At 64.9% G+C, this 19,979-nt stretch carries 24 protein-coding genes; 10 read left to right on the forward strand and 14 right to left on the reverse strand.

The genetic code is table 11. From position 1 onward, the window contains the following. The first annotated feature begins 1 nt into the window (after position 1). Positions 2–1,006, forward strand: coding sequence for a methylmalonyl Co-A mutase-associated GTPase MeaB (meaB, locus tag ACH49N_RS03785; RefSeq protein ID WP_358274002.1), 1,005 nt, complete (start codon positions 2–4; stop codon positions 1,004–1,006). Positions 1,007–1,015: 9 nt separating this feature from the next. Here meaB and ACH49N_RS03790 read toward each other — a convergent pair whose 3' ends face one another. Continuing rightward, positions 1,016–1,795: a DUF899 domain-containing protein gene (locus ACH49N_RS03790; RefSeq protein ID WP_358274004.1), complete on the reverse strand. Its 780-nt coding sequence runs from the start codon at positions 1,793–1,795 to the stop codon at positions 1,016–1,018. A 216-nt stretch (positions 1,796–2,011) separates the two neighbouring features. Between ACH49N_RS03790 and ACH49N_RS03795 the strand changes: the two genes are divergently transcribed. Next, entirely contained in the window at positions 2,012–2,536 is a 525-nt protein-coding gene (locus tag ACH49N_RS03795; RefSeq protein ID WP_358274005.1) for a YceI family protein, read from the forward strand. A 39-nt stretch (positions 2,537–2,575) separates the two neighbouring features. Here ACH49N_RS03795 and ACH49N_RS03800 read toward each other — a convergent pair whose 3' ends face one another. Beyond that, complete coding sequence (locus ACH49N_RS03800) at positions 2,576–3,265, reverse strand: hypothetical protein (protein ID WP_358274007.1); 690 nt, start codon at positions 3,263–3,265, stop codon at positions 2,576–2,578. 152 nt (positions 3,266–3,417) lie between these two features. Here ACH49N_RS03800 and ACH49N_RS03805 point away from each other — a divergent pair, with 152 nt between their 5' ends. After that, positions 3,418–4,035, forward strand: a complete 618-nt coding sequence (locus ACH49N_RS03805; protein WP_397504399.1) for a hypothetical protein — start codon at positions 3,418–3,420, stop codon at positions 4,033–4,035. Between the two features lie 47 nt (positions 4,036–4,082). On the opposite strand, the gene ACH49N_RS03810 is transcribed toward ACH49N_RS03805, so the two are convergent. Together ACH49N_RS03810 and ACH49N_RS03815 are read right to left on the reverse strand one after the other, a co-directional pair. After that, positions 4,083–4,451 (reverse strand): DUF1330 domain-containing protein, encoded by a 369-nt coding sequence (locus ACH49N_RS03810; RefSeq protein ID WP_358274009.1) that lies wholly within the window; start codon positions 4,449–4,451, stop codon positions 4,083–4,085. Positions 4,452–4,951: 500 nt separating this feature from the next. Then, a complete protein-coding gene (locus ACH49N_RS03815) occupies positions 4,952–5,431 on the reverse strand; it encodes an SRPBCC family protein (RefSeq protein ID WP_358274010.1) in 480 nt (159 codons plus the stop codon). A gap of 213 nt (positions 5,432–5,644) precedes the next feature. On the opposite strand from ACH49N_RS03815, the gene ACH49N_RS03820 reads away from it, so the two are divergent. After that, positions 5,645–6,223, forward strand: coding sequence for a dihydrofolate reductase family protein (locus ACH49N_RS03820; protein ID WP_159922561.1), 579 nt, complete (start codon positions 5,645–5,647; stop codon positions 6,221–6,223). A gap of 17 nt (positions 6,224–6,240) precedes the next feature. Here ACH49N_RS03820 and ACH49N_RS03825 read toward each other — a convergent pair whose 3' ends face one another. From ACH49N_RS03825 to ACH49N_RS03835, 3 genes are all read right to left on the reverse strand, one after another. After that, positions 6,241–6,372: a hypothetical protein gene (locus tag ACH49N_RS03825; RefSeq protein ID WP_358274011.1), complete on the reverse strand. Its 132-nt coding sequence runs from the start codon at positions 6,370–6,372 to the stop codon at positions 6,241–6,243. A 198-nt stretch (positions 6,373–6,570) separates the two neighbouring features. After that, positions 6,571–6,804 (reverse strand): hypothetical protein, encoded by a 234-nt coding sequence (locus tag ACH49N_RS03830; RefSeq protein ID WP_358274013.1) that lies wholly within the window; start codon positions 6,802–6,804, stop codon positions 6,571–6,573. Between the two features lie 86 nt (positions 6,805–6,890). Further along, a complete protein-coding gene (locus tag ACH49N_RS03835; RefSeq protein ID WP_358274015.1) occupies positions 6,891–7,508 on the reverse strand; it encodes a DUF1109 domain-containing protein in 618 nt (205 codons plus the stop codon). A 128-nt stretch (positions 7,509–7,636) separates the two neighbouring features. Between ACH49N_RS03835 and lexA the strand changes: the two genes are divergently transcribed. After that, on the forward strand, positions 7,637–8,275 hold the full coding sequence (gene lexA / locus ACH49N_RS03840) for a transcriptional repressor LexA (protein WP_358274165.1): 639 nt from the start codon (positions 7,637–7,639) through the stop codon (positions 8,273–8,275). Between the two features lie 100 nt (positions 8,276–8,375). On the opposite strand, the gene ACH49N_RS03845 is transcribed toward lexA, so the two are convergent. From ACH49N_RS03845 to ACH49N_RS03875, 7 genes are all read right to left on the reverse strand, one after another. After that, entirely contained in the window at positions 8,376–8,861 is a 486-nt protein-coding gene (locus ACH49N_RS03845; RefSeq protein WP_358274017.1) for an SRPBCC domain-containing protein, read from the reverse strand. Between the two features lie 3 nt (positions 8,862–8,864). Next, positions 8,865–9,206, reverse strand: a complete 342-nt coding sequence (locus tag ACH49N_RS03850; RefSeq protein WP_201453385.1) for a helix-turn-helix transcriptional regulator — start codon at positions 9,204–9,206, stop codon at positions 8,865–8,867. A gap of 218 nt (positions 9,207–9,424) precedes the next feature. Then, positions 9,425–9,985, reverse strand: a complete 561-nt coding sequence (locus ACH49N_RS03855) for a dihydrofolate reductase family protein (protein WP_358274018.1) — start codon at positions 9,983–9,985, stop codon at positions 9,425–9,427. A 166-nt stretch (positions 9,986–10,151) separates the two neighbouring features. Further along, positions 10,152–10,766 (reverse strand): maleylpyruvate isomerase family mycothiol-dependent enzyme, encoded by a 615-nt coding sequence (locus ACH49N_RS03860; RefSeq protein ID WP_358274020.1) that lies wholly within the window; start codon positions 10,764–10,766, stop codon positions 10,152–10,154. 279 nt (positions 10,767–11,045) lie between these two features. Beyond that, positions 11,046–12,122, reverse strand: coding sequence for a sn-glycerol-3-phosphate ABC transporter ATP-binding protein UgpC (locus tag ACH49N_RS03865; protein ID WP_358274022.1), 1,077 nt, complete (start codon positions 12,120–12,122; stop codon positions 11,046–11,048). Between the two features lie 94 nt (positions 12,123–12,216). Beyond that, positions 12,217–13,146, reverse strand: a complete 930-nt coding sequence (locus ACH49N_RS03870; protein WP_358274024.1) for a glycosyl hydrolase family 32 — start codon at positions 13,144–13,146, stop codon at positions 12,217–12,219. Continuing rightward, complete coding sequence (locus ACH49N_RS03875; protein ID WP_358274025.1) at positions 13,143–14,267, reverse strand: LacI family DNA-binding transcriptional regulator; 1,125 nt, start codon at positions 14,265–14,267, stop codon at positions 13,143–13,145. The genes ACH49N_RS03870 and ACH49N_RS03875 overlap by 4 nt, the downstream gene beginning before the upstream one ends. 102 nt (positions 14,268–14,369) lie before the next feature. On the opposite strand from ACH49N_RS03875, the gene ACH49N_RS03880 reads away from it, so the two are divergent. From ACH49N_RS03880 to ACH49N_RS03900, 5 genes are all read left to right on the forward strand, one after another. Continuing rightward, entirely contained in the window at positions 14,370–15,719 is a 1,350-nt protein-coding gene (locus ACH49N_RS03880; protein WP_358274027.1) for an extracellular solute-binding protein, read from the forward strand. Further along, on the forward strand, positions 15,716–16,663 hold the full coding sequence (locus ACH49N_RS03885; RefSeq protein ID WP_358274028.1) for a sugar ABC transporter permease: 948 nt from the start codon (positions 15,716–15,718) through the stop codon (positions 16,661–16,663). The genes ACH49N_RS03880 and ACH49N_RS03885 overlap by 4 nt, the downstream gene beginning before the upstream one ends. Before the next feature lie 2 nt (positions 16,664–16,665). Further along, entirely contained in the window at positions 16,666–17,490 is an 825-nt protein-coding gene (locus ACH49N_RS03890; protein WP_358274030.1) for a carbohydrate ABC transporter permease, read from the forward strand. Between the two features lie 51 nt (positions 17,491–17,541). After that, complete coding sequence (locus ACH49N_RS03895) at positions 17,542–19,197, forward strand: glycoside hydrolase family 13 protein (RefSeq protein WP_358274031.1); 1,656 nt, start codon at positions 17,542–17,544, stop codon at positions 19,195–19,197. Positions 19,198–19,264: 67 nt separating this feature from the next. Continuing rightward, positions 19,265–19,636, forward strand: a complete 372-nt coding sequence (locus tag ACH49N_RS03900) for a hypothetical protein (protein WP_358274033.1) — start codon at positions 19,265–19,267, stop codon at positions 19,634–19,636. The last annotated feature ends 343 nt before the right edge of the window (positions 19,637–19,979 follow it).

The following is a 19,979-nucleotide window of genomic DNA, read 5'->3' on the forward strand; positions in this document are numbered from 1 at the left end:
CATGGGGCGCCCTCCAGTCGACATCGATGCCCTCGCCCAGGCCGTGCGCGCCAATCAGCGCGCCGGCCTGGCGAAGGCCATCACCCTGGTCGAATCGACACGCACCGACCACCGGGAGGCGGCGCAGCGTCTGCTCCTCGAACTGCTTCCGGAGTCGGGCAACGCGCACCGGGTGGGTATCACCGGTGTGCCCGGCGTCGGCAAGTCGACGTTCATCGACGCACTGGGGATGTACCTGATCGGGAAGGGTCATCGGGTGGCGGTCCTCGCGGTGGATCCGTCGTCGACGCGCACCGGCGGGTCGATCCTCGGCGACAAGACACGCATGGCGCGGCTGACCGTGGAGAAGGACGCCTACATCCGGCCGTCGCCGACCTCGGGCACCCTCGGCGGTGTCGCGAAGGCGACCCGGGAAACCATCGTGCTCCTCGAGGCAGCCGGATTCGACGTCATCCTGGTCGAGACGGTCGGGGTCGGGCAGTCCGAGGTGACGGTGGCGAACATGGTCGACTGCTTCTCTTTCCTCACGCTCGCCCGGACCGGTGACCAGTTGCAGGGCATCAAGAAGGGTGTACTCGAGCTCGCCGACCTCGTCGCCGTCAACAAGGCCGACGGCAAGCACGAACGCGAAGCGAAGGGAGCTGCCCGCGAATTGGCGGGCGCACTGCGGCTGATCTACCCCCACGACGCCATCTGGAAGCCGCCCGTCATCACGATGAGCGGTCTCGAAGGTGTCGGGCTCGAGGAGTTCTGGAACACCGTTCAGCATCACCGTGAGGTGCTCACCGAGGCCGGACGGTTCGAGGAGAACCGTCGTCGCCAGCAGGTCGACTGGACGTGGACCATGGTCCACGATCAGCTGCTGCGTCGACTGGCATCCAACCCGCGGGTCAAGGACATTCGCGGGCAGGTCGAGCAACAGGTGCGTGACGGTTCCCTGACAGCGGCGTTGGCCGCGGCCCAGATCCTCGACGCCTTCGACGGTTCCGACGCCTCCGAGGAATGACCGGGCAGGTCACTCCGGGCTCTTCGCTCCTGCGATCACGTCTGCGTCGTATTCGTCGTGGCGGCGCAGCCAACTCATGGCGGGGTCGTCGCCGCGGCGGGGTTGTTGTTCCCAGTCCTCCTGCCGGCCGCGGGCGGTGAGGTCGAGCCACTGGTAGGTGCCGAGGAGCGTTTCGGTCGAGCGCGCGTAGCCGGAATAGGTGTGGAAAACTCGCTCACCGTGGCGGAGGAAGGCGCTGACACCGTGCTCTTCGCCGGACCAGCCCTTCCAGGCGGGGTTCATCCGCTCCAGCTCGGCCTGATCCTTGTAGTTGTATTCCACCGGTGCGACCGCCGCGTCGAGGGTGACGTGGAAGTCGTAGTTGAAGTCGCTGCCGTGCGAGGAGTACCAGGGGAGGGCCCAACCCATCCGCTGCCGGTAGCGCTCGAGCTCGGGCAGCGGTGCGCGTGATACCGCCGCGAACGAGGTGTCCCGGGCGTACAGGTGGCGGAGGTCGCCCACATTGTCCATCGTGAACGAACAGGACGGGCAACCCTCGTCGGCGTCGGGTTCGAACATGAAGTGGTAGATGAGGAGTTGACTGCGGCCGTCGAACAAGTCCTCGAGTTCGACCTTGCCGTGGGGACCGTCGAATACATACTTCTTGGTCAACTCGACCATGGGTAGCGCGCGTCGGGCGGCGTTGACCCGGTCGCGGTGTCGGGTCAGCTCCTTCTCCTGTGCGAGTAGCTCACGGCGCGCGATGAGCCATTGCTCGCGGGTGGTGACCTGTGGATCGGACGCTGTCATCGTTCGTCTCCTCTCGTAGGACACACGTAATGGTCTCAGCCGGCACTCGGTTGCGGCTACCTCCAGAACTTCCACGAGACAGCCGGCCCCGCAACTACCATGCTTGCCGAGGGTGTCCGTTGGGGATGGAGTCCAGCCGAGACCGATTTGTCGTGACGCCCCCGCGCTCTCTCGAAACCGTGTCTGGCTACCGATCATCACCTACCGGAGGTACACATGACATCGCCCATGGAGTCCGTCCCGCAACTGTCTACGCTCGCCGGGTCCTGGACTCTGGAACCTTCCCGGACCTCGATCACCTTCCACACGAAGGGATTGTGGATCTTCGGGGTCACCGGCAGCTTCCACGCGGTCGAGGGCACCGCAACGGTCGGTGACGACGGAGGTATCACCGGAAGGCTGGTCGTCGACGCCACCTCGCTGAATACCAAGAACGGTAAACGCGACGAGCACCTGCGCTCCGCTGACTTCTTCGATGTCGAGAAGTACCCCACCATTGTCTTCACCGCGGCAGGAGCGCGACCCGCCGATCCGGGACACGTACATCTCGACGGCGATCTGACCGTTCACGGGCAGACTCGACCGCTCACCGTGTCCGCAGAGGTTGTCGCCACCGACGACACCGCGACGGTCAGCGCCGAAATACACCTCGACCGCAGCAACTGGGGCATGACCTACACGAAGAAGGGCTCGCGCCTCGCCACCCGTGTCGTGGTCAACGCCGTCTTCGTGAAGTCCTGATCCACCGCGGCCCCTCTGTCACTTGCGGAGCTGCGCCCGTCACGTCGTCGGTCGACGAAAGGTGCCGTCGGAACTGGTCTGCGGCGAATCCGGCTCCGGGCGCCTCGGCGCCTTTTCGGCGGATGCGCCGATCGTGGACGCGAGTCGCCATAGTCCGGCGGCGGCGAGAACGTGCCACAGGGCGTGGCCCTGCAGGACACTGTTCGGCCGACAGATCGACGTCCCGTCACCGGTGGCGCCGAGCAGAGCGCCGGACGCCAGAAGTACTGCCGCGACGACCGTCGCGCGCCTCAACTGCGGATGGACGCGCGCGCGTTCCAGGCTCAGTCCTATAGCGAGCGCGGCGAGCATTGCCTGCACGATCGTGGATACGGCCGATCCGGCAGCCACGGCGGGAACCATCACGAGCGGAACAACGAACCACCACCCGGGCGACAGTCGACGGCCGAACCTGTCGGACGCGGCCTCGACGGCGACGTAGGCGAGCAGAGTTGCGATCGGCAAGTCGTGTGCGTAGGCCTGCCACGACGGGTTGGGTCCGTGCTGAACAAGTGACCCGGCACCGACGGCGACGACGAGCAGACCGTAAATCACGGTCGGCGTACCGTTCCGACGGCGCGCGATCACCGCGACGCCGGCAACCACGAAGGCCAGGCTGGTGACAGCCGCCGCCGGCTGACCGATGAGGCCTGTGCCTCGATAGAGCTCACAGGCATTCGCCAGCATCATGAATCGGAGGTCACCTTCCACGTTGTTCGGTCGACACCTGTTCTTCGAGGTTTCCAAAGAGGCCTTCCGACCGCAATCGCATTGGCACCGAATTTGAGCGTTCGTCCAACGAGTCGCGGTCCGAGGACGGGGGAGCGGTGATACTTGGTGTCATGCTTATTCCCGGCGTGGCGCAACCAACGGAGAAATACCGGCCGCGCCGCATCGGTCGGCGCGCGTCTCTCGCCATTCTCTCGATCGTTGTGATCGGAGCGTTGACGGCGGGCGGGTGTGGACAACAACGCACGGAGCCTGGTGGGGAATCGCAGCAGGACGCGACGACCTCCACCACGAACCTCGTGCCTCAGGAGGTCCTGGTCGGGTTGGAAGTCGTTCAGAAGTATTTCCCGGAGATAGATAGACAGGCCACGACAAGTGCGAACGCCAGTGCCGCCGGTGTCCCCGAGGCGACGAGAATGGTGATCTACGAAGGCGCTGACGGCAGGCGGGTCACCGTGTCGGTCGATCAGTATTCCAGCCCCGACTCGGCATCGACCGCATTCGAGCAAGCGATCGACAAAAGCGAAGTTGTTCAGGGTTTCGTAGCGCTACCGACACCATCCGGTGTGGGGGAGAAGGCGTTCGCCGGCACCGTCACGCAGGGTGAAGAAACGCACATCGGACCTGATCACGGCACGCCGGGCGCCGGCATCTACCACTCCGATCAGGACTTGGTGTCACACTCGGCGCCCGGGTGCTCGGTAACGTGGAAGACGACCCCGACTGTTTGACGATCTACAGACCTGGCATGTTCAACCCGCACACGCTACTGGAAGACTCAAGGCTCGAGGACCCTCAGAACTTCGTCGAGCGGAAGGTTGGGGTCGCTCATGTCGAGGCCATCGAACGTCTGCCAGATATAAGATGCCGTCGAGCTCTCTCTCAGCGGATGAAAGTCGGCCAAGGCGGGATCGTCGCGGAAGCTGTTGAACGCCTCTTCGGACTCCCATTCGACGAGAAACAGAACCTGCCGCGGCGCGAGGTCACCGGCCACGTTGTCGCGGAAGCGCCCGAGCGCCACCATTCGACCACCATATGGCGGAGCCGCTTCGGGCAATCGGCTGAAGTACGAAAGGTACTTCTTCTCGTCGGCCACGTCGAACAAATTCAGCGCATAGAACTTTCCCCCGCGTGATTTCTCGCTCATGTAATTACCTCTCTCGTTGGCTGCCACTGGAGACTCCAAGTGGCTGGTCGATCAATCATCTGGACACTCATTTCGGTCGTGGGAAAGCCGTGCGTGAGCACCAGCGGTGGTCGTATCCATCGAAATCTGCTCCGCATCGGTCTGAGTTGTTTCACGCAACTCGGCGACCGTAACACGAGTTCCATGAAGAAACTAACCCTTGTATTTCGTCCGAGAAGAGCAGAAGATGTCGCTACCGACTGGCCCGTCCTGTCGACAGCTCGGGACCGCGCTGGATTGTGACAGACCGGGCAAGCCCTACACGGAAAGTGCTTCTTGGACAGAGTGTTACGGCAATGGCCGACACAGGACGACGAGCGCATTGCGGGCTTCCGTCGCCGTCGCGGCCACGGTGCGACGCCACTTGTTCTGCCGTCCAATGCAGGAGCGATTCGGACATTCGCTGCAACTTGCCATCGACAGCCGGCGAACTTTACGGGCGGTCGGCAGATGCCTAGGCGTCAGGAGTGGGGGGCCACAAGCTCTGCCAGATGATGCAGTGAGTTGGTGAGATGATCGGGACCGAACGGTGGGAACTGAAGGTACTCCCGGATGAACTGTGGCACCGCCGACCAATCGTAGGTGAGCGTGACCTCGGACTCGGACAGACCGAGCGGCACCAGGTCGTAACGCCAGACCCAGCCGCCGAACTCCAGCTGACCGTCTTCCTTCTCCTGCCCCGTCCGCCAGGCAATGGCCCGCGGCGGGTCGAGCACCTGGACCTGGTTGGCCACTCTGTAGTCACCGTTCGGGTGGTTTGGGTGATACATGTCCATCCGAAAGATCTGCCCCACCTCGGTCAGCGGCGCCTGGTCGGCAGCGTCCTGCACCCACCCGGTGCCGTCGATCGCAGCATGAGTCCTCGGGTCTGCCAGCAGCGCGAACACCCTGGTCGCGGGCGCGGCAACAGCCACGGTGGCGCTGACGTTCTCTCGGTCCACGGGGGTCACGCTCCTTGTCATCAGTCTCGCGCCTCCCACAGGTGCGGAAGGAACCTTCATCAATGCAGACTGCAAGACGAACCGGAATTCATCGGTCGGCTGGACGGAATAACGTTGCAGCTCGGGCTTCCCGCGGGACAGAGCGTGATGAGTTTCGCCGAAAGTTCCAGTCTGTATCCACATACCCGACCGACCGCACCCGAGGAGAGCATCATGACCGCCACCTACACCTTCGACGTCTTTTCCAGCCTCGACGGCTTCGGCGCCGCCAGCGGCAACTGGACCGGTTACTGGGGCAAGCAAGGCCCCGAACTGCTCGACCACCGCCTCGCCTTGTACGGCACCGAGCAGCGGATGGTATTCGGCGCCAACACTTACCGCGCGTTCGCGCAGATGTTGGCTTCGAGCACGGAGGAGTCCGAGGTTCGTGATCCCTGGGTCACCCGGATGAGGAGTCTGCCGGCAACGGTGGTATCGACCACCCTGGAAGGACGGCTCGACTGGCCAGACGCGACCCTCGTGAGCGGTGACGCCGTCGACGTCGTCGCCCTGCTCAAGGAGGAGTCCGAGGTGCCGTTGCGCTCACACGGCAGTCTCTCGATGAACCGAGCGCTGATGGCCGCCGGTTTGGTCGACCGCGTCCAGGTGACGATCTTCCCCGTCATTACCGGTCAGACCGGGCTGGACCCGATCTTTCAGGGTGCGGCCGACTTCGATCTCGAGCTGATCGAGAGCCGGACGCTCGACGGAAACATCCAAGAGCTCATCTACCGGCCCACCCTGCATGCTTGAAAGGGTCGGCGGTCCATTCAGGAGTAGTACGGGGGTTCCCTGTCGGGATCATCGATGACGAGGTCGACCCGCGGGTCGACCAGGAGCCGATCGATGGCATCCGAGCCGGCACCGATCGACGCGAAGTGAGGATCGATGTCGCAGGTCACGCACCATGCGAAATCGGCAGGCCACACGAACGCGGGCGTGGGTGCGCCGATGTCCTTCAGAAGTGTCTCGAGCTGGGCATCCCAGTCGGCGAGGTCGTCGACGGTTCCGTGGAACAGGAAGTAGTCGCGGTTCGGAATCGAGATCTTGGGAAACGCATCGTCGGCTGCGAAATTCGGCCACCCGTCCCATAAGCAGAATTAGCAGTCGTCAGGTGTGCCGGTGTAGGGGGCGAGCTCGGCCAGCACGACGCCGAGTTGCTCGTTGTCGGACAGACCCTCCGGATCGCGTTGGGCATCGCCCTCCCTCTGCCCCGGATTGCTGGGGTCCGGGATGAATCGCAAGCGCGCGTACTTGCCGAAGGCGACCGGCCCCCGAGCCGCCAACCGCGACCACTCCTCGCCTCGTCGTTCGAGCCAGCGCGCAGCCGACACATCGACACATCGACACACCGTGTGATGCTCATGCGACCAGTGTGACCGCTCCGGTGTCGGAACACGATGTGGGACAGGGTGGGCGGTCAGGTTCGCCACACCGAAATAAACTTGTACCAGGGCCCGCCCAGGTGAGTCGCAGTGAAATCATCGAACCCGGCGGGCACACCGTGCGGGCTGTAGGCCCACCCGCTGCTCACCGTCAGTCCGAGTCCGCCGTCCTCGATGAAGTAGACCACGCCATCGTCGCCCGACATGGCGGTGCGGATATCGAACCGGCCGATCTCGAGTTGGCTGTGGAGCGGCTCCGGATCTGCCAGCAACTCGAGCGCCACCCGCTCGAACTCTGCGCGGGTGTCGTCGAATGACGGCCGTGGTGCCAGCATCACCGTGGCGACAGCGACGAGCAGGACCGCCGGCGCAGCCGCGATCCACCATGACCACCGCCGGTCTTGGCCGATGACATACAAGGTCTTCACTGCCCACACCAGCCCTAGGACGGCGAGGATCAGCAGCGCCGCTGCACCGAACAACATCGGATCGGCCCAACTCGAGGTGCCGTAGCGAGAGGGCCACCAGTCGTAGTAGATACACACCAGAATCAGCAGTGAGGCAGCGGTCAAAGCCAGATGGATCGGTCCGGGCGACTTGTTCAACTTGACGTCACTCTGCGCGCGAACGGGCGGTCCGGCGGCACTGCTCATTGGTTCACGTTAGCCGCTGTCCGGCGTGGAAATGCGGCCGGAGCAATCGGGGAGAGCAGTAGAGGCCTTCGCGGCGATCAGTGGCCACCCCCTACCATTCTCCGGTGACCGATTACGACGATCTCGACATGTTCGGCGGCCTTGACGCCTCCACCCTGCCACCCCGCCAGCAGCGGATCCTGGCAACGATCCGGGACTGGGTGGCTGCACATGGATGCCCGCCGAGCACCCGGCAGATCGGGGATGCGGTGGGCCTGCGGTCGACCTCGTCGGTGTCCAAGCATCTGAAAAGTCTCGAGGAGAGGGGCTTTCTTCGCCGGGGTTCGGCCATGGCTCGGCAATTGGACGTGCGCCCGTTCCTCACCGAGGCGAAGCAGGGTCGCTCGTCCGACAACAATGTGACGGTACCGGTGGTCGGCGACATCGCCGCCGGCACACCGATCCTCGCGGAAGAGCACGCCGATGAGACACTGACACTCCCTCGCGAGCTCGTCGGCTCCGGCACCGTCTTCGGGTTGCGGGTACGCGGCGAATCGATGATCGACGCCGCAATCTGCGATGGCGATGTCGTCGTGGTGCGCCGCCAGGACGAAGCCCACTCCGGCGAGATCGTCGCCGCGATGATTGATGGCGAGGCCACGGTCAAGGTGCTCCGGCGCCGTGATGGCCACGTCTTCCTCGAGCCCCGCAATCCTGCCTATGCCGCGATTGACGGTGACGACGCAGTCGTCCTGGGCAAGGTGGTATCGGTGATGCGCCGCATCTGAGGTTCGTGCAACCTGAATGATGCAACTCCGTCGTGCCGGCTCGTCGCCTCGCACGCGAAGGGCGAGGCGACGAGATCGGCCACTGTGGTGACCAGGCAGCTCAACTTTTGATGAGGTCGTCGATCTGGCCGATCGCCTGCGAAGCACCCTCGACCACGCCCATGTCGAGCACCTGCTGGAGACCTTCGGCAGTTGCGTAGGTGCTCACGTAGGTGGCGATGGTGCTGCCGTGCTCCTCACGGAAGGAGAAATCGTTGGTGGACACTGGCATCGATTCGATCGGGGTGAAATCCGCATCGGCGAATCCGTCGGTGAAGCTGAAGCCGGTCGGCTCATCGATGGAGATGATGTTCCAGTAGCCCGCATGCTTGTCGCCCTCGGGGCCGGTCATGTAGTAGGTGACCCGACCGCCCGGGGTGAACTCATGGTCGACCACCGTTGCCGGGTACGTCGGCGGACCCCAAATCTTCTCGAGCTGGCGAGGATCGGCATAGATCTGCCAGATTCGCTCCCGAGGCGCCGCGAACTCGGCCGTGATGGTCAGGGTCAATGCATCGATGTCGTGGCTGACATTGGTGACAGGCATCGTTCATTCCTTCCGTTGAGGTTGCGTTGCGATCAGTTCGTCGATCCGTGCGATCCGCCCACGCCAGACTTGTTCCAGCTCGGCGAGCATGGACGACACCGCGCGCACTGCTTCGACATCGCCCCTGGCGAGTTGTTCACGGCCACTGCGTCGTTTCACGAGTAAACCGGACTTCTCGAGGACGGCGACGTGCTTTTGTACCGCAGCGAAGCTCATGTCGTACTTCGCTGCGAGTGCCGAGACGGAATGCTCGCCGGCCAGTACGCGACGCATGATGTCGCGCCTCGTTCGGTCGGATAGCGCGTGGAACAGGGCGTCCGCCTGGTCCTCGTCTGTTTCTGACACACCCAAAATATACAACCGATCGGTTGTATGTGCAAGGGTGGTCGATTCTCGGATGAGCGTGGGCAGGGGAGCGCCTTTCCTTTTACGAACTGGCCTTCGTGGCTGCGCCCAACTGCACCTGGACACCGGGCACACCCGGCATACGGCTCACAAATCGTACTTGCGCAACGGCTTCGACATAATTTGTCACCACATGGCATGGAACCCTCAGCGCTGACTCAGGTCTGTACGGCATAGCGGAGGAAGACCATGCCGTTGCCGAATCGGCGTTCGTCGAGCAGTTCCAGCGTATGTCGGATGTCGTCCGGGAACATCCGTTTACCGCCCCCGACCAGCATGGGCGCAAGGTACAGGTGGCACTCGTCGATCAGCTGTGCCTTCCATGCGGAGGCAGCAAGGGTGGCGCCGGACACGTTGAGGTCCTGCGCCGTACTGGCCTTGAGGTCCCGGACCAAGCCCGGGTCGAAGGTGCGCTCGATCCGCGTGCGTGTCGTGGAAACCGAATCGAGACTACGCGAGAAGACGACTTTCTCGGCCGCCTGCCAGATCTGGGCGAACTCTGCGCTCATGGGTGACTGGGCGGCCACTGCCGGATCGTTCTCCCAGCCGGTCATCATCTCGTACATAGTGCGGCCGTAGAGGTATGTCCCTACCTCCCGCTCGGTGACATTGATGAAGTCGAGTACTTCCTCGTCGGGGACGGCCCAATCGAAGGCGCCGGCCCGGTCGGCGATGTAGCCGTCGAGCGACGCCAGGAACGAATAGATCAGCTTGCCCACGCGAGCAACGATAATGCCCACGAGCACGCGCAGCCGTCGTTCAGCCGAAACGCTCTGACTGAGAAAGGAATTGGTCCGGACCATCAGTGGGGCAACCAGGCCGACTTTGCGCGCGCGGACGGGTTGTTCCGCAAGCGGAATGGTGCTGGGGACGCCACGGGCGTGATCACTCCAGCGCAGGTACTCCGGGTCCGTCCAAGACACCCAGCGCCGACTTGCGCCCCGATATCGCCAAGAGCAGGGAGAGTGCCGGGCCACAGACTTCTGGGCCATCACCGATCGACACGTCTGCGTCGATGGCCCGCAATCGGACGGGGGCAATGAGTTGTTTCGCACCACCCAGGGATACCGGGGTCCGCGCCTGGTACTGCAACGACCTGACGACCGCCTCCGACGGATACGTACGGTTGATGCCCAGCGGCCGTCGGATGTCTTCGCCATGGACGACCTCTTCGACCAGTCTGCTGTCGAGCGGTGCCGGCGGCGTCGACGTGTAGTTGGCTACCTGCTGAAGTCGGGCGAGCGTCTGCTGGGGTGTGGCGCCGCGTTCACGTTCGACGCCCTGGGCGTTCTGGCGATCGAAGTCGAAACGCGCTCGGACCATGTTGCGCACGATGCCGAGTCGGGTGGTCTTCGCGTTGTTGATGAGGTGTGCGGCGACGTCGTGCACGGTCCAGTCGCCGCACAGCGAGGGCAGGGCCCATTGGTCGTCGGTGAGGGCGGTGAGGTCATCGATCAGCGCTGCACGCTCCGCATGCACCATCGGCCAGACAGCATTCATGAAGACAGTCTGGCAAAGACTGTCCGTCACCGGCTGGCCTGGGCCCGTCGCCGTCCCACCCAACGGTCGTTGACGATCCCTATCGAGATCGGGAAGTCGGCGTCGTGAGACTCCACCTCGGTCTGATGCCCCGGCGGGCGGCAGGGGCCGCACGCCGGCGAGGTCGACTGGTCAGCGAAGGTCACTGCGGGAGTCGGATACTTGGCCGCCCGCGGTGCCGCTCAGGTAGTCGATGGCGTGTGTGACGAGGAGGCATGAAGCCCTCAGTTGCGGCGTCTGTTATTGCGATAGCCGTGCACCGTCGGGGGTGGTAGCGAAGACGTGGGCGTGGGAGGCGTCGATGCGGGCGTGCACGACCTGGCCTTTCTCCGGGGGGTTGCGCCAGTCGACTCGGGCCACAACTGGTTCGTGCCGTCGGCCCACCCGAGTGCGTCCGAAGATGAAGGCTTCCGAGCCGAGTTCTTCAACTACGTCGATCTCGATTTCGTGCCCGGAGTCGGCGAGTTCGATGTGCTCGGGTCGGATCCCGAGGACCACCTCGCGGCCTGCGGCCGCCAGCGTGTTCCTGGGCACCTGAATGAGCTGATCGCCGAAGCTGATTCCCCCATCGGTAACGGGTAGCGTGAACAGGTTCATCGAGGGAGAGCCCATAAATCCGGCGACGAACACGTTCACCGGGCGCCGGTACAACTCGCGGGGGCTCGCGCACTGCTGCAGGATGCCGCCCTTGAGCACGGCGACCCGGTCACCCATCGTCATCGCCTCGACCTGGTCGTGGGTGACGTAGACGGTGGTGGTGCCGAGACGCCGCTGCAACTGTGCGATCTGGGTGCGGGTCTGTACGCGCAGCTTGGCGTCGAGGTTGGACAACGGCTCGTCCATGAGGAATACCTGTGGCTGGCGAACGATGGCTCGCCCCATGGCAACTCGCTGCCGCTGCCCACCCGACAGCGCCTTGGGTTTGCGGTCCAGATAGTCGCGGAGGTCGAGCATGTCGGCGGCTTCCCCGACGCGCCTGCGGATTTCGGACTTGTCTGTGCCGGCGAGTTTGAGGGCGAAACCCATGTTCTCCGCCACGCTCATGTGCGGGTAGAGCGCGTAGTTCTGGAAGACCATCGCGATGTCGCGATCCTTGGGTTCGGAATTCGTGACGTCGCGGCCGCCGATCAGGATCCGGCCGCCGTCGACCTCCTCGAGGCCGGCGAGCATCCGCAGCGATGTGGACTTGCCGCAGCCGGACGGGCCGACGAGAACAAGGAACTCGCCGTCCTCGATATGCAGGTCGAGTTGGTCGACCGCGGGGACGTCGGACCCGGGGAAGAGTCTGGTCGCGCGGTCATAGGTAATTGTTGCCATGAGAAATGAATCCCTCCACCGGCAGGAACGTGCCGGACGATCCGAGTGAGTGAGGTGGGTTGGTGCGCCTGTAGCGCGTGGGGTATGGGTGGTGTCAGGTCGCCGGTGTCGGGCTTTCTGTGTCGGTGTGCGGCGAGTAGCGCGAGGACGTGATGGTGCCGAATTGCGGCCCGTCGGTGTTGTCGAATCCCCAGGTCATCCAGTTGCCGTTTCGTGTCCGCCGCATCTGCACCGCGTACAGGTCCGCGGTATCGACATTCGTCGCGTCGGTGACTTTCCACGGTCCGAGCAGGGACTGTCCCTCGGCGATCCAGGTCCCCGCATCGTGCCCCGCGTGAAGGCTGGTGTTCTTGGGTGCGCAGGAAAACAGCAGGATCGGCTTCCCGTTGACGGTGTGCGCCTGCAGGACTTCCATCTCGCCGAACCCGGCTGGAGTCGAGAGTGGGGGTTCGATGCGCCAGTGGCTCAGGTCGTCGCTGGTCGCGTGGCCCACGACAGCGCGGCCCTCGGGATCGCCGACACCGGCCCGGGCGGTGATCAGCATGTGCCACTGACCGGCATGTTCGAAGACATACGGATCGCGCCACGCTTCGTCCGGCCAGGTGCCCTCGCCGAGGAGTTCGTACCAGCGGCTGTCGGCCTCGAGGACGAGGTCGGGGTCCTTGGTCCAGCTCAGCAGGTCGGTGGAGGTCGCCCGGCCGATGCGTTGTTTGAGGCCGTTCTCGGCCCGGCTCACCCCGGTGTAGAACATGCTCCAGTGCCCGTCCGCGCCGCGGACGACGGAGCCGGTCCAGGTGGCAAGGTCATCGAAGGCCGGGGCATCGGAGGGCACCAGCGCGTCGGCGGTGAGGGTCCATGCCTCGCCGTCCGGAGACGTCGCGTGACCGATGGTCGCGCGGTAGTGGCGGCGTTCGCGGTCCTGGAGGGCGCGTGAGGCGCGGAGAAAGAACAGGTGGTAATCGGTGCCGTCGTCGGTCATCCAACTGTCCCAGACCCAGTGATCGGGAAGGGCGAATCGCATCATGTCTCCTTGGGGTGCGCGGGAACCGCGGGGCGGCGACCGGAACGTTCGGGGTGTGGGTCGTCGGAAGAAGCCGCGAGTGACCGAGCGTGATCCGGTGCGGGTCCGGTGCTGCCGCGGACGACGAGTGTGGTCGGTGCGGTGACGGCGGTGGGGGCGTCTCCGTCTGGGGTGGGGGCGAGGGTGTCGAGGACGAGTCGGGCGGCGATCTCGCCCTGTTCGCGGACGGATTGGTGCACGGTGGTGAGGTCGGTGAGTGCGGCGAGCGGATGGTCGTCGATTCCGACGACTGAGACGTCCTCGGGAATCCGCAGGCCTCGGCGGCGCAGTGTTCGGATCGCTCCGAGGGCGAGTTCGTCGCTGTGCGCGAACACGGCGGTCGGGGGATCTTCCGGGGCGGCCTCGAGGATGTCGGCCATCGCCTCTGCGGCGTTGATGCCGCCCCAGTCGACGTCGCGGACGAGCGCGTGGTCCACAGCGATGCCCGCGGCGGTCAGTGCGTCGACATACGCCTCCGATCGACCCGAACGTGCCGGCCACCCAGGCTGATCGGGATCGTGGGCGGCGATCATGGCGATCCGCCGGTGGCCCAACTCCAGGAGGTGGTCGACGGCGAGCCGCCCGGCGTGGTTGTCGTCGATGCAGACGTAGGGGTAGTCGGCGTTCTGGCCGCCGGCGGCGACGATACCGACGCCCATCAGTGCGAGCCGTTCGCGTTCGCGTTGGTCGACTGGAAACGCGACCACCACTACTGCGTCGACCTTCCGCCGCGCGGGCAACCGGGTGAAGAAGTCCTGGCGATCCTCGGGTCCGCCGACCTGGTACAGCAGCAGGTCGAAGTTTGCTGATGCGAGCACCCTCTCGATTCCATTGACCATCTCGCCGAAAAACCAGCGCTCGATATGGGGAACGACCAACGCCACCCGCCGCGTCGGGCCACCGGCCAGGCGCACCGCGTCCGGGGAGATGACGTAGTCGAGGCGGCGGGCGGTGGCGAGGACTTTCGCCTTCGTGGCCGCGGAGACGCCATAGGAGTCGTTGAGGGCGCGTGAGGCTGTGGTCAGCGAGACCCCGGCTTCGCGGGCGACGTCACTGAGGCTCAAAGGTGCAGGTCGTTCGGACACAAGGCCGATGGTAGCGCGAACGACCTTGATTTCGGAAGCGCTTCCGACATATGCTGCGGAAGCGCTTCCGAAATGTGATGCGCGTCTCAATGCGGAGGAGTTATGGACTCACACCACTCGACCAGGCCCCGGTGGGCGCGCAGGTTCGTCGCCCTCGCGGGCGCTGCGATGCTGCCGACTGTGGTGGCGTGCGCCCCGCCGGGCAGCGGCAACACCGTGACCGCACCGACCGACCCGATACCGGTGAATATCGATCTCGGCACCGACCCGATCGAGTTGACCTTGTACGACGGGGCAGGCCTGAAAAAGATCGATGAGGCGATGATCGCGGCGTTCACCGCACGCCATCCGAACGTGACCGTCACGGCGCGCTACGACCCAGACGAGGTTCAGGCCGTCAACGCCCCGCGGGTGCTCGCGTCGGAGAATCCGCCGGACATCGCGCGGATCATCGCGCTGCCCGCCGCGGTGGCCAACCACCAGCTCACCGAACTCGATCCGTGGGCCGACGCCTACGGCTGGAACGAGCTACCGGAGGAGCAGATGGCCATGTACCGCGTCGGTGCGAACGGTGTGCGCGGCACCGGCCCGCAGTACACGATGGCCAGCGGGTTCACTCTGACGGGGCTCTACTACAACAAGGACCTCGCGACCCGCATCGGAATGACCTCACCGCCGACCACCGTCGAGCAATTCGAGCAGGCTCTGGCGTCGGCAAAGACTGCCGGACTGATCCCTGTCATGGCCGGCAACAAGAGCGCGCAGGTCACATTCCTGGTGCAGATGATGCTGAACAGCGCCCTCGGCCAGGACACGGTCAACGACTGGGTCTTCAACGCTCCCGGCGCCACCCTCGACACCCCCGCCGGGGTCGACGCGGCTGCGGTCGTGGCCGATTGGGCGGCGAAGGGCTACTTCCCCAGCGACACCAACGGCACCGACGCCACCACCGCCGCGGGACGGTTCGCCGCGGGCGAAGCACTGTTCTACGTCTCCGGGAACTGGGATGCCGCGACCCTGCAGGCGAAGATGGGCGAGAACGTTGGCTTCACCCTCCCACCCGCGCCTGCCGGGGCACCCGTCCGTGCCATGTCCGACCCGGTGTCGAACTTCGCGATTCCCGCGGGGTCGGACGACAAGAATGCCGCAGCGGCCTTCCTGAACTTCCTCCGCTCCGACGCCGGCCGGCAGGTCGCGGTCGACGCCGGCTTCGCCCCGTCCGGCACCGGCGACGTCCCGGCCACCGCACCCGGCTCGCTGGGTTCCCAGATCCAGGTGGCCTTCAGCAGGTTGGTCGCCTCCGGCGGTCAGGTGCAGTTCGTCCAGAACGCCACCAACGGCATGTCTGGCACCTGGTTACCGCAGGTCCAGATGCTCGTCGCCGGACGAACGACGCCCGACGAGATGATGGCCGCCGTCCAATCCGCCTACGAGCAGGACCTCCTGAGATGACCTCCACAGCACATACCCCCCAGGCAGCCCCTGCCAGGGCGTTCCCGCACCGTGCAGCAACCCGGGCAAGGCGGAGCTCCCACGCCAAACGGGCAATGACCGGATGGTTGTTCGTCCTGCCCGCCGCGGCGGTCTACACCGTCTTCGTGCTCCGCCCGCTGCTGACCACCATCTGGTACTCCCTCTACAACTGGGATGGGATATCTGTCGGCAGCTGGGTAGGGCTGGGCAACTACCGCCGCGTACTCACCGACCCGCAACTGCTGTCCTCGATCGGGCACGCGTTCTTCCTTATCGCATTCTTCACCGTTCTCCCGGTGATCGGCGGCCTTCTCGTCGCCGCTCTGCTCCAGGAAATCCGCATCCGCGGCCTCGGAACCCTCACCCGCACCATGCTTTTCCTGCCGCAGATCATTCCCGGCGCGGCCGCGGCCGTTGCCTGGGTGTGGATGTTCTCGAGCAACGGCACCGTGAACCAACTGCTCTCCGCCGTCGGTCTGGGCGGACTCACCCGCTCCTGGCTCGGCGACTTCGACTGGGCACTGCCCGCCGTCGGGATCATCGGCACCTGGCTGGGACTCGGCTTCTGCACCATCCTGCTCATGGCGGGCATCGGTAAAATCGACATCTCGATCTACGAAGCCGCCCGGATCGACGGCGCCGGCTTCTTCAGCACCTTCCGATACGTCACTGTTCCCGCCCTCCGGGCCGAAATCGGCGTCTGCGTCACCGTCACCATCATCGCCGCTCTCGCCAGCTTCGACATCGTGTTCATGTCCACCCAGGGCGGACCCGGCTACGCGACCACCGTTCCCGGTGTCCTCGTCTACCAACTCGGTTTCACCGAATCCCGGGTCGGCCTCGCCAGTGCACTCGCCGTCGTCCTTACCGGACTGATTCTGCTGGTGATTCTGCCGATCCAGCGATTCTTCAGAGAGAAATGATCATGAAAACCTCCGTTCGTGAACGCATACCCGGACTCGTCCTGCTATTCGGCACCATGATCTTCTCGATCCTGCCGCTGCTCAGCATGCTGACGGCGGCACTGCAACCCCAGGGCACCGTCCCACTCGGGCTGTCGTGGCCGGCGAACCCGCAATGGCACAACTTCCTCGACGCCTGGCGCGTCGCCGAGGTGACCCCCCTTCTGGTCTCGAGCATCATCCTCGTCGCCGGCGTGGTCCCGGTCGCAGCTCTGTTCGCCGCCATGGCCGGTTACGCGCTCGGCCAGCTGAAGATCCCCGGCGGCACCGTCGTCTTTCTGCTCCTGCTGCTCGGGTTGACCCTCCCGAAGGAAGCAACGATCGTTCCCCTCTACTACCAGCTGCGCGAGATGAACCTGCTCAATACCCGACTCGGACTCATCCTCGTGCTGATCGGCACCTTCATGCCGTTCGCCGTCTTCTGGATGCGTGCCCATTTCCTGTCGATGCCGAAAGAGCTCACCGAGGCCGCAGACCTCGACGGGGCGGGCCCCTGGCAGGCCTTCCGGCACATCCAAATTCCGCTCGCCGTCCCGGCGCTGGCCTCACTGTGCCTACTGCTGTTCCTGTGGACCTGGAACACCTTCCTCCAGGCCATCGTCCTCATCGACGACCCCAGCAAACGCACCATGGCGGGCGCACTGCAGAATTTCGTCGGCCAATACTCCACCGACGTCGTCCTCCTCAACGCTGGATCGCTACTGATCATGGCACCAACTGTCCTGGTGTTCCTGCTGTTTCAGCGCCACTTCGTCAAGGCGATGATCGCCGGCGCCGTGAAGGGCTGACCACCTCCGGATTTCGAACGCCCACTCCCACAAACACCTTCAGGGGAAACCATGCCCACAGCACGTCAGTGGTGGCACGACGCCGTCATCTACCAGGTGTACCTGCGCAGCTTCGCCGACGCCAACGGAGACGGGATTGGAGACATCAAAGGCCTCCAGAACCGCTTGCCCTATCTCGTCGACCTCGGCGTCGACGCCGTATGGATCACCCCCTGGTACCGATCACCGATGGCGGACGGCGGCTACGACATCGCCGACTTCCGCGACATCGACCCGCTCTTCGGCACCCTCGACGATGCCGACACCCTGGTAGCCGCCGCCCACGCCGCCGGACTCCGCGTCATCATCGACCTTCCCGCCAACCACACGTCCGACATGCACCCCTGGTTCCAGGACGCCTTGCACACCGCTCCCTATTCCCGAGAGCGCGCCCGGTACTTCTTCCGCGACGGGCGCGGCAACGAGGGCGAACTTCCTCCGAACGACTGGATCAGCGCCTTCGGCGGACCGGCATGGACCCGCACCACCAGACCCGACGGACAACCTGGCCAGTGGTATCTACACCTGTTCGCACCCCAACAACCCGACCTCGACTGGACCAATCCTGAGGTTCGCTCCGAATTCACCGACATCCTGCGGTTCTGGTTCGACCGCGGCGTCGACGGCATGCGCATCGACGCCGTATCGGCCATGGCCAAGGTCCCCGGACTCCCGGACGCGGGCCACCCGCCCGGAGCCCGATTCGAATCCAGCACATGGGTCGACAACCCACACTGGGACGTCGACGAACTTCACAGCATCCTGCGCGAATTCCGCATCATCGCCGACACATACGGGCCCGAACGCATGTTCGTCGCCGAAGCGATCGTCCGCAGCCCCGAGCGCCTCGCCCGCTACGTGCGCCCGGACGAACTGCACACCGCCTTCAACTTCGACTTTCCCCGAGCGGGCTGGAACCCGGCAGCGCTGCGCGAGGCCATCGACCGCAGCCGCAACGCGCTCCGCGAGGTCGGCGCGCCCGCCACCTGGGTGCTGTCGAGCCACGACGAGACCCGCCACCTCACCCGATTCGGACGCGCCGACACCAGCACCTTGCCCATGACCCTGATCGCCGGCACCGACTCCGACCTCGTTCTCGGCACCCGACGCGCCCGCGCCGCAGCACTTCTCATGCTCGCCCTGCCCGGCGGCGCCTACCTCTACCAGGGCGAAGAACTCGGCCTCGAGGAAGTAACCGATCTCCCCGAAGGGCTGCTGCAGGACCCCACCTGGGAACGCTCCGGGCACACCATCCGCGGCCGCGACGGATGCCGGGTCCCGCTGCCGTGGGACGGTGACCTCCCACCCTTCGGATTTTGCAACAGCGGGACCCAACCGTGGCTTCCGCAGCCCGACAGCTGGAAATCGAAGACCGTGGCCGCCGAATCCCACGACCCCGACTCGATGCTCACCCTCTACCGCACCGCACTTCACTTCCGACGCACACTGCCCGCCCTACGCGGCGACTGCTTCGCCTGGCGACCGATGCCCACCGATGTCCTCGCCTTCGACCGCGGGCCGTCGTTTCGATGCGTCGTGAACCTGTCTCGACAACCGCTTGCAATCGATCCGGACACCACCGTCCTGCTCGCCTCCGCCGACCTGACCGATGTCGGCTATCTACCACCGGACACCGCCGTCTGGCTGCGCACACCGATAGGGCGGTGACGCGGCCACACCACCGAAGAACGTGTCGGGCAGAGACAGCCCGAAACCGGACCAGGAAGGAACCGCAGTGAACCCACACCCCCGACCACACCCATCCCCCAACCAGCCCCACGACACGGTGGCCGACAATCACCACAATCACAGCACGCGCAGCCATCGTCGATGGCCGATCAGCTCAGCGTCACCACCACCGCTCGATCGGGAGGTTGAAGAGATCCTCCGCTTCGCCCGAATCTGGGCGCCATACGGTGGAGCCCCCGCCGACGAGACATTCCACCACTTCGGCATGTCGACATCACGCTTCGTCGACAAACTGTGGGAAATCCTTCGTGGTCGCCGACGCCGCCTATATGACGCAGACCAACTCGCCGCCTTTCCGCCACCCGCGGACAACGGCACACCCGGAAAGACGTCCCAGGCAGTGACGAGCAAACACTAACTGGCACAACGGAATACAACTCGTCGAACGATGCGCCCTCATGTGAAGAGGTCGACATGACGGGTATTCCACGCCTCGAATCGGCCCATGATCGGGTCCGTCAGGTGTCGGCCGACTCCCTGGTCCCATATATCCGGCCCCACGGCAGTAGGAGTTCTGGGCCGGCGCCGATGTCGCCGATCCATCACTGGGCGGCCTCCCGCCTACGTGAGCTCGCGTGAATGCCCACAGTCGAGCAGCCGCAGCGGTGACATTCCTACTCTTTTCGTAGGGTGCGCGACGGTCACCCTCGGGTACCTGTCGCAGCTACCGAGTGTGCCGCATGCTTGCTGCAGCGACCACA

The organism is Rhodococcus sp. NPDC019647, from assembly GCF_044389235.1.
Taxonomy (GTDB): Bacteria; Actinomycetota; Actinomycetes; order Mycobacteriales; family Mycobacteriaceae; genus Rhodococcus_F; species Rhodococcus_F oxybenzonivorans.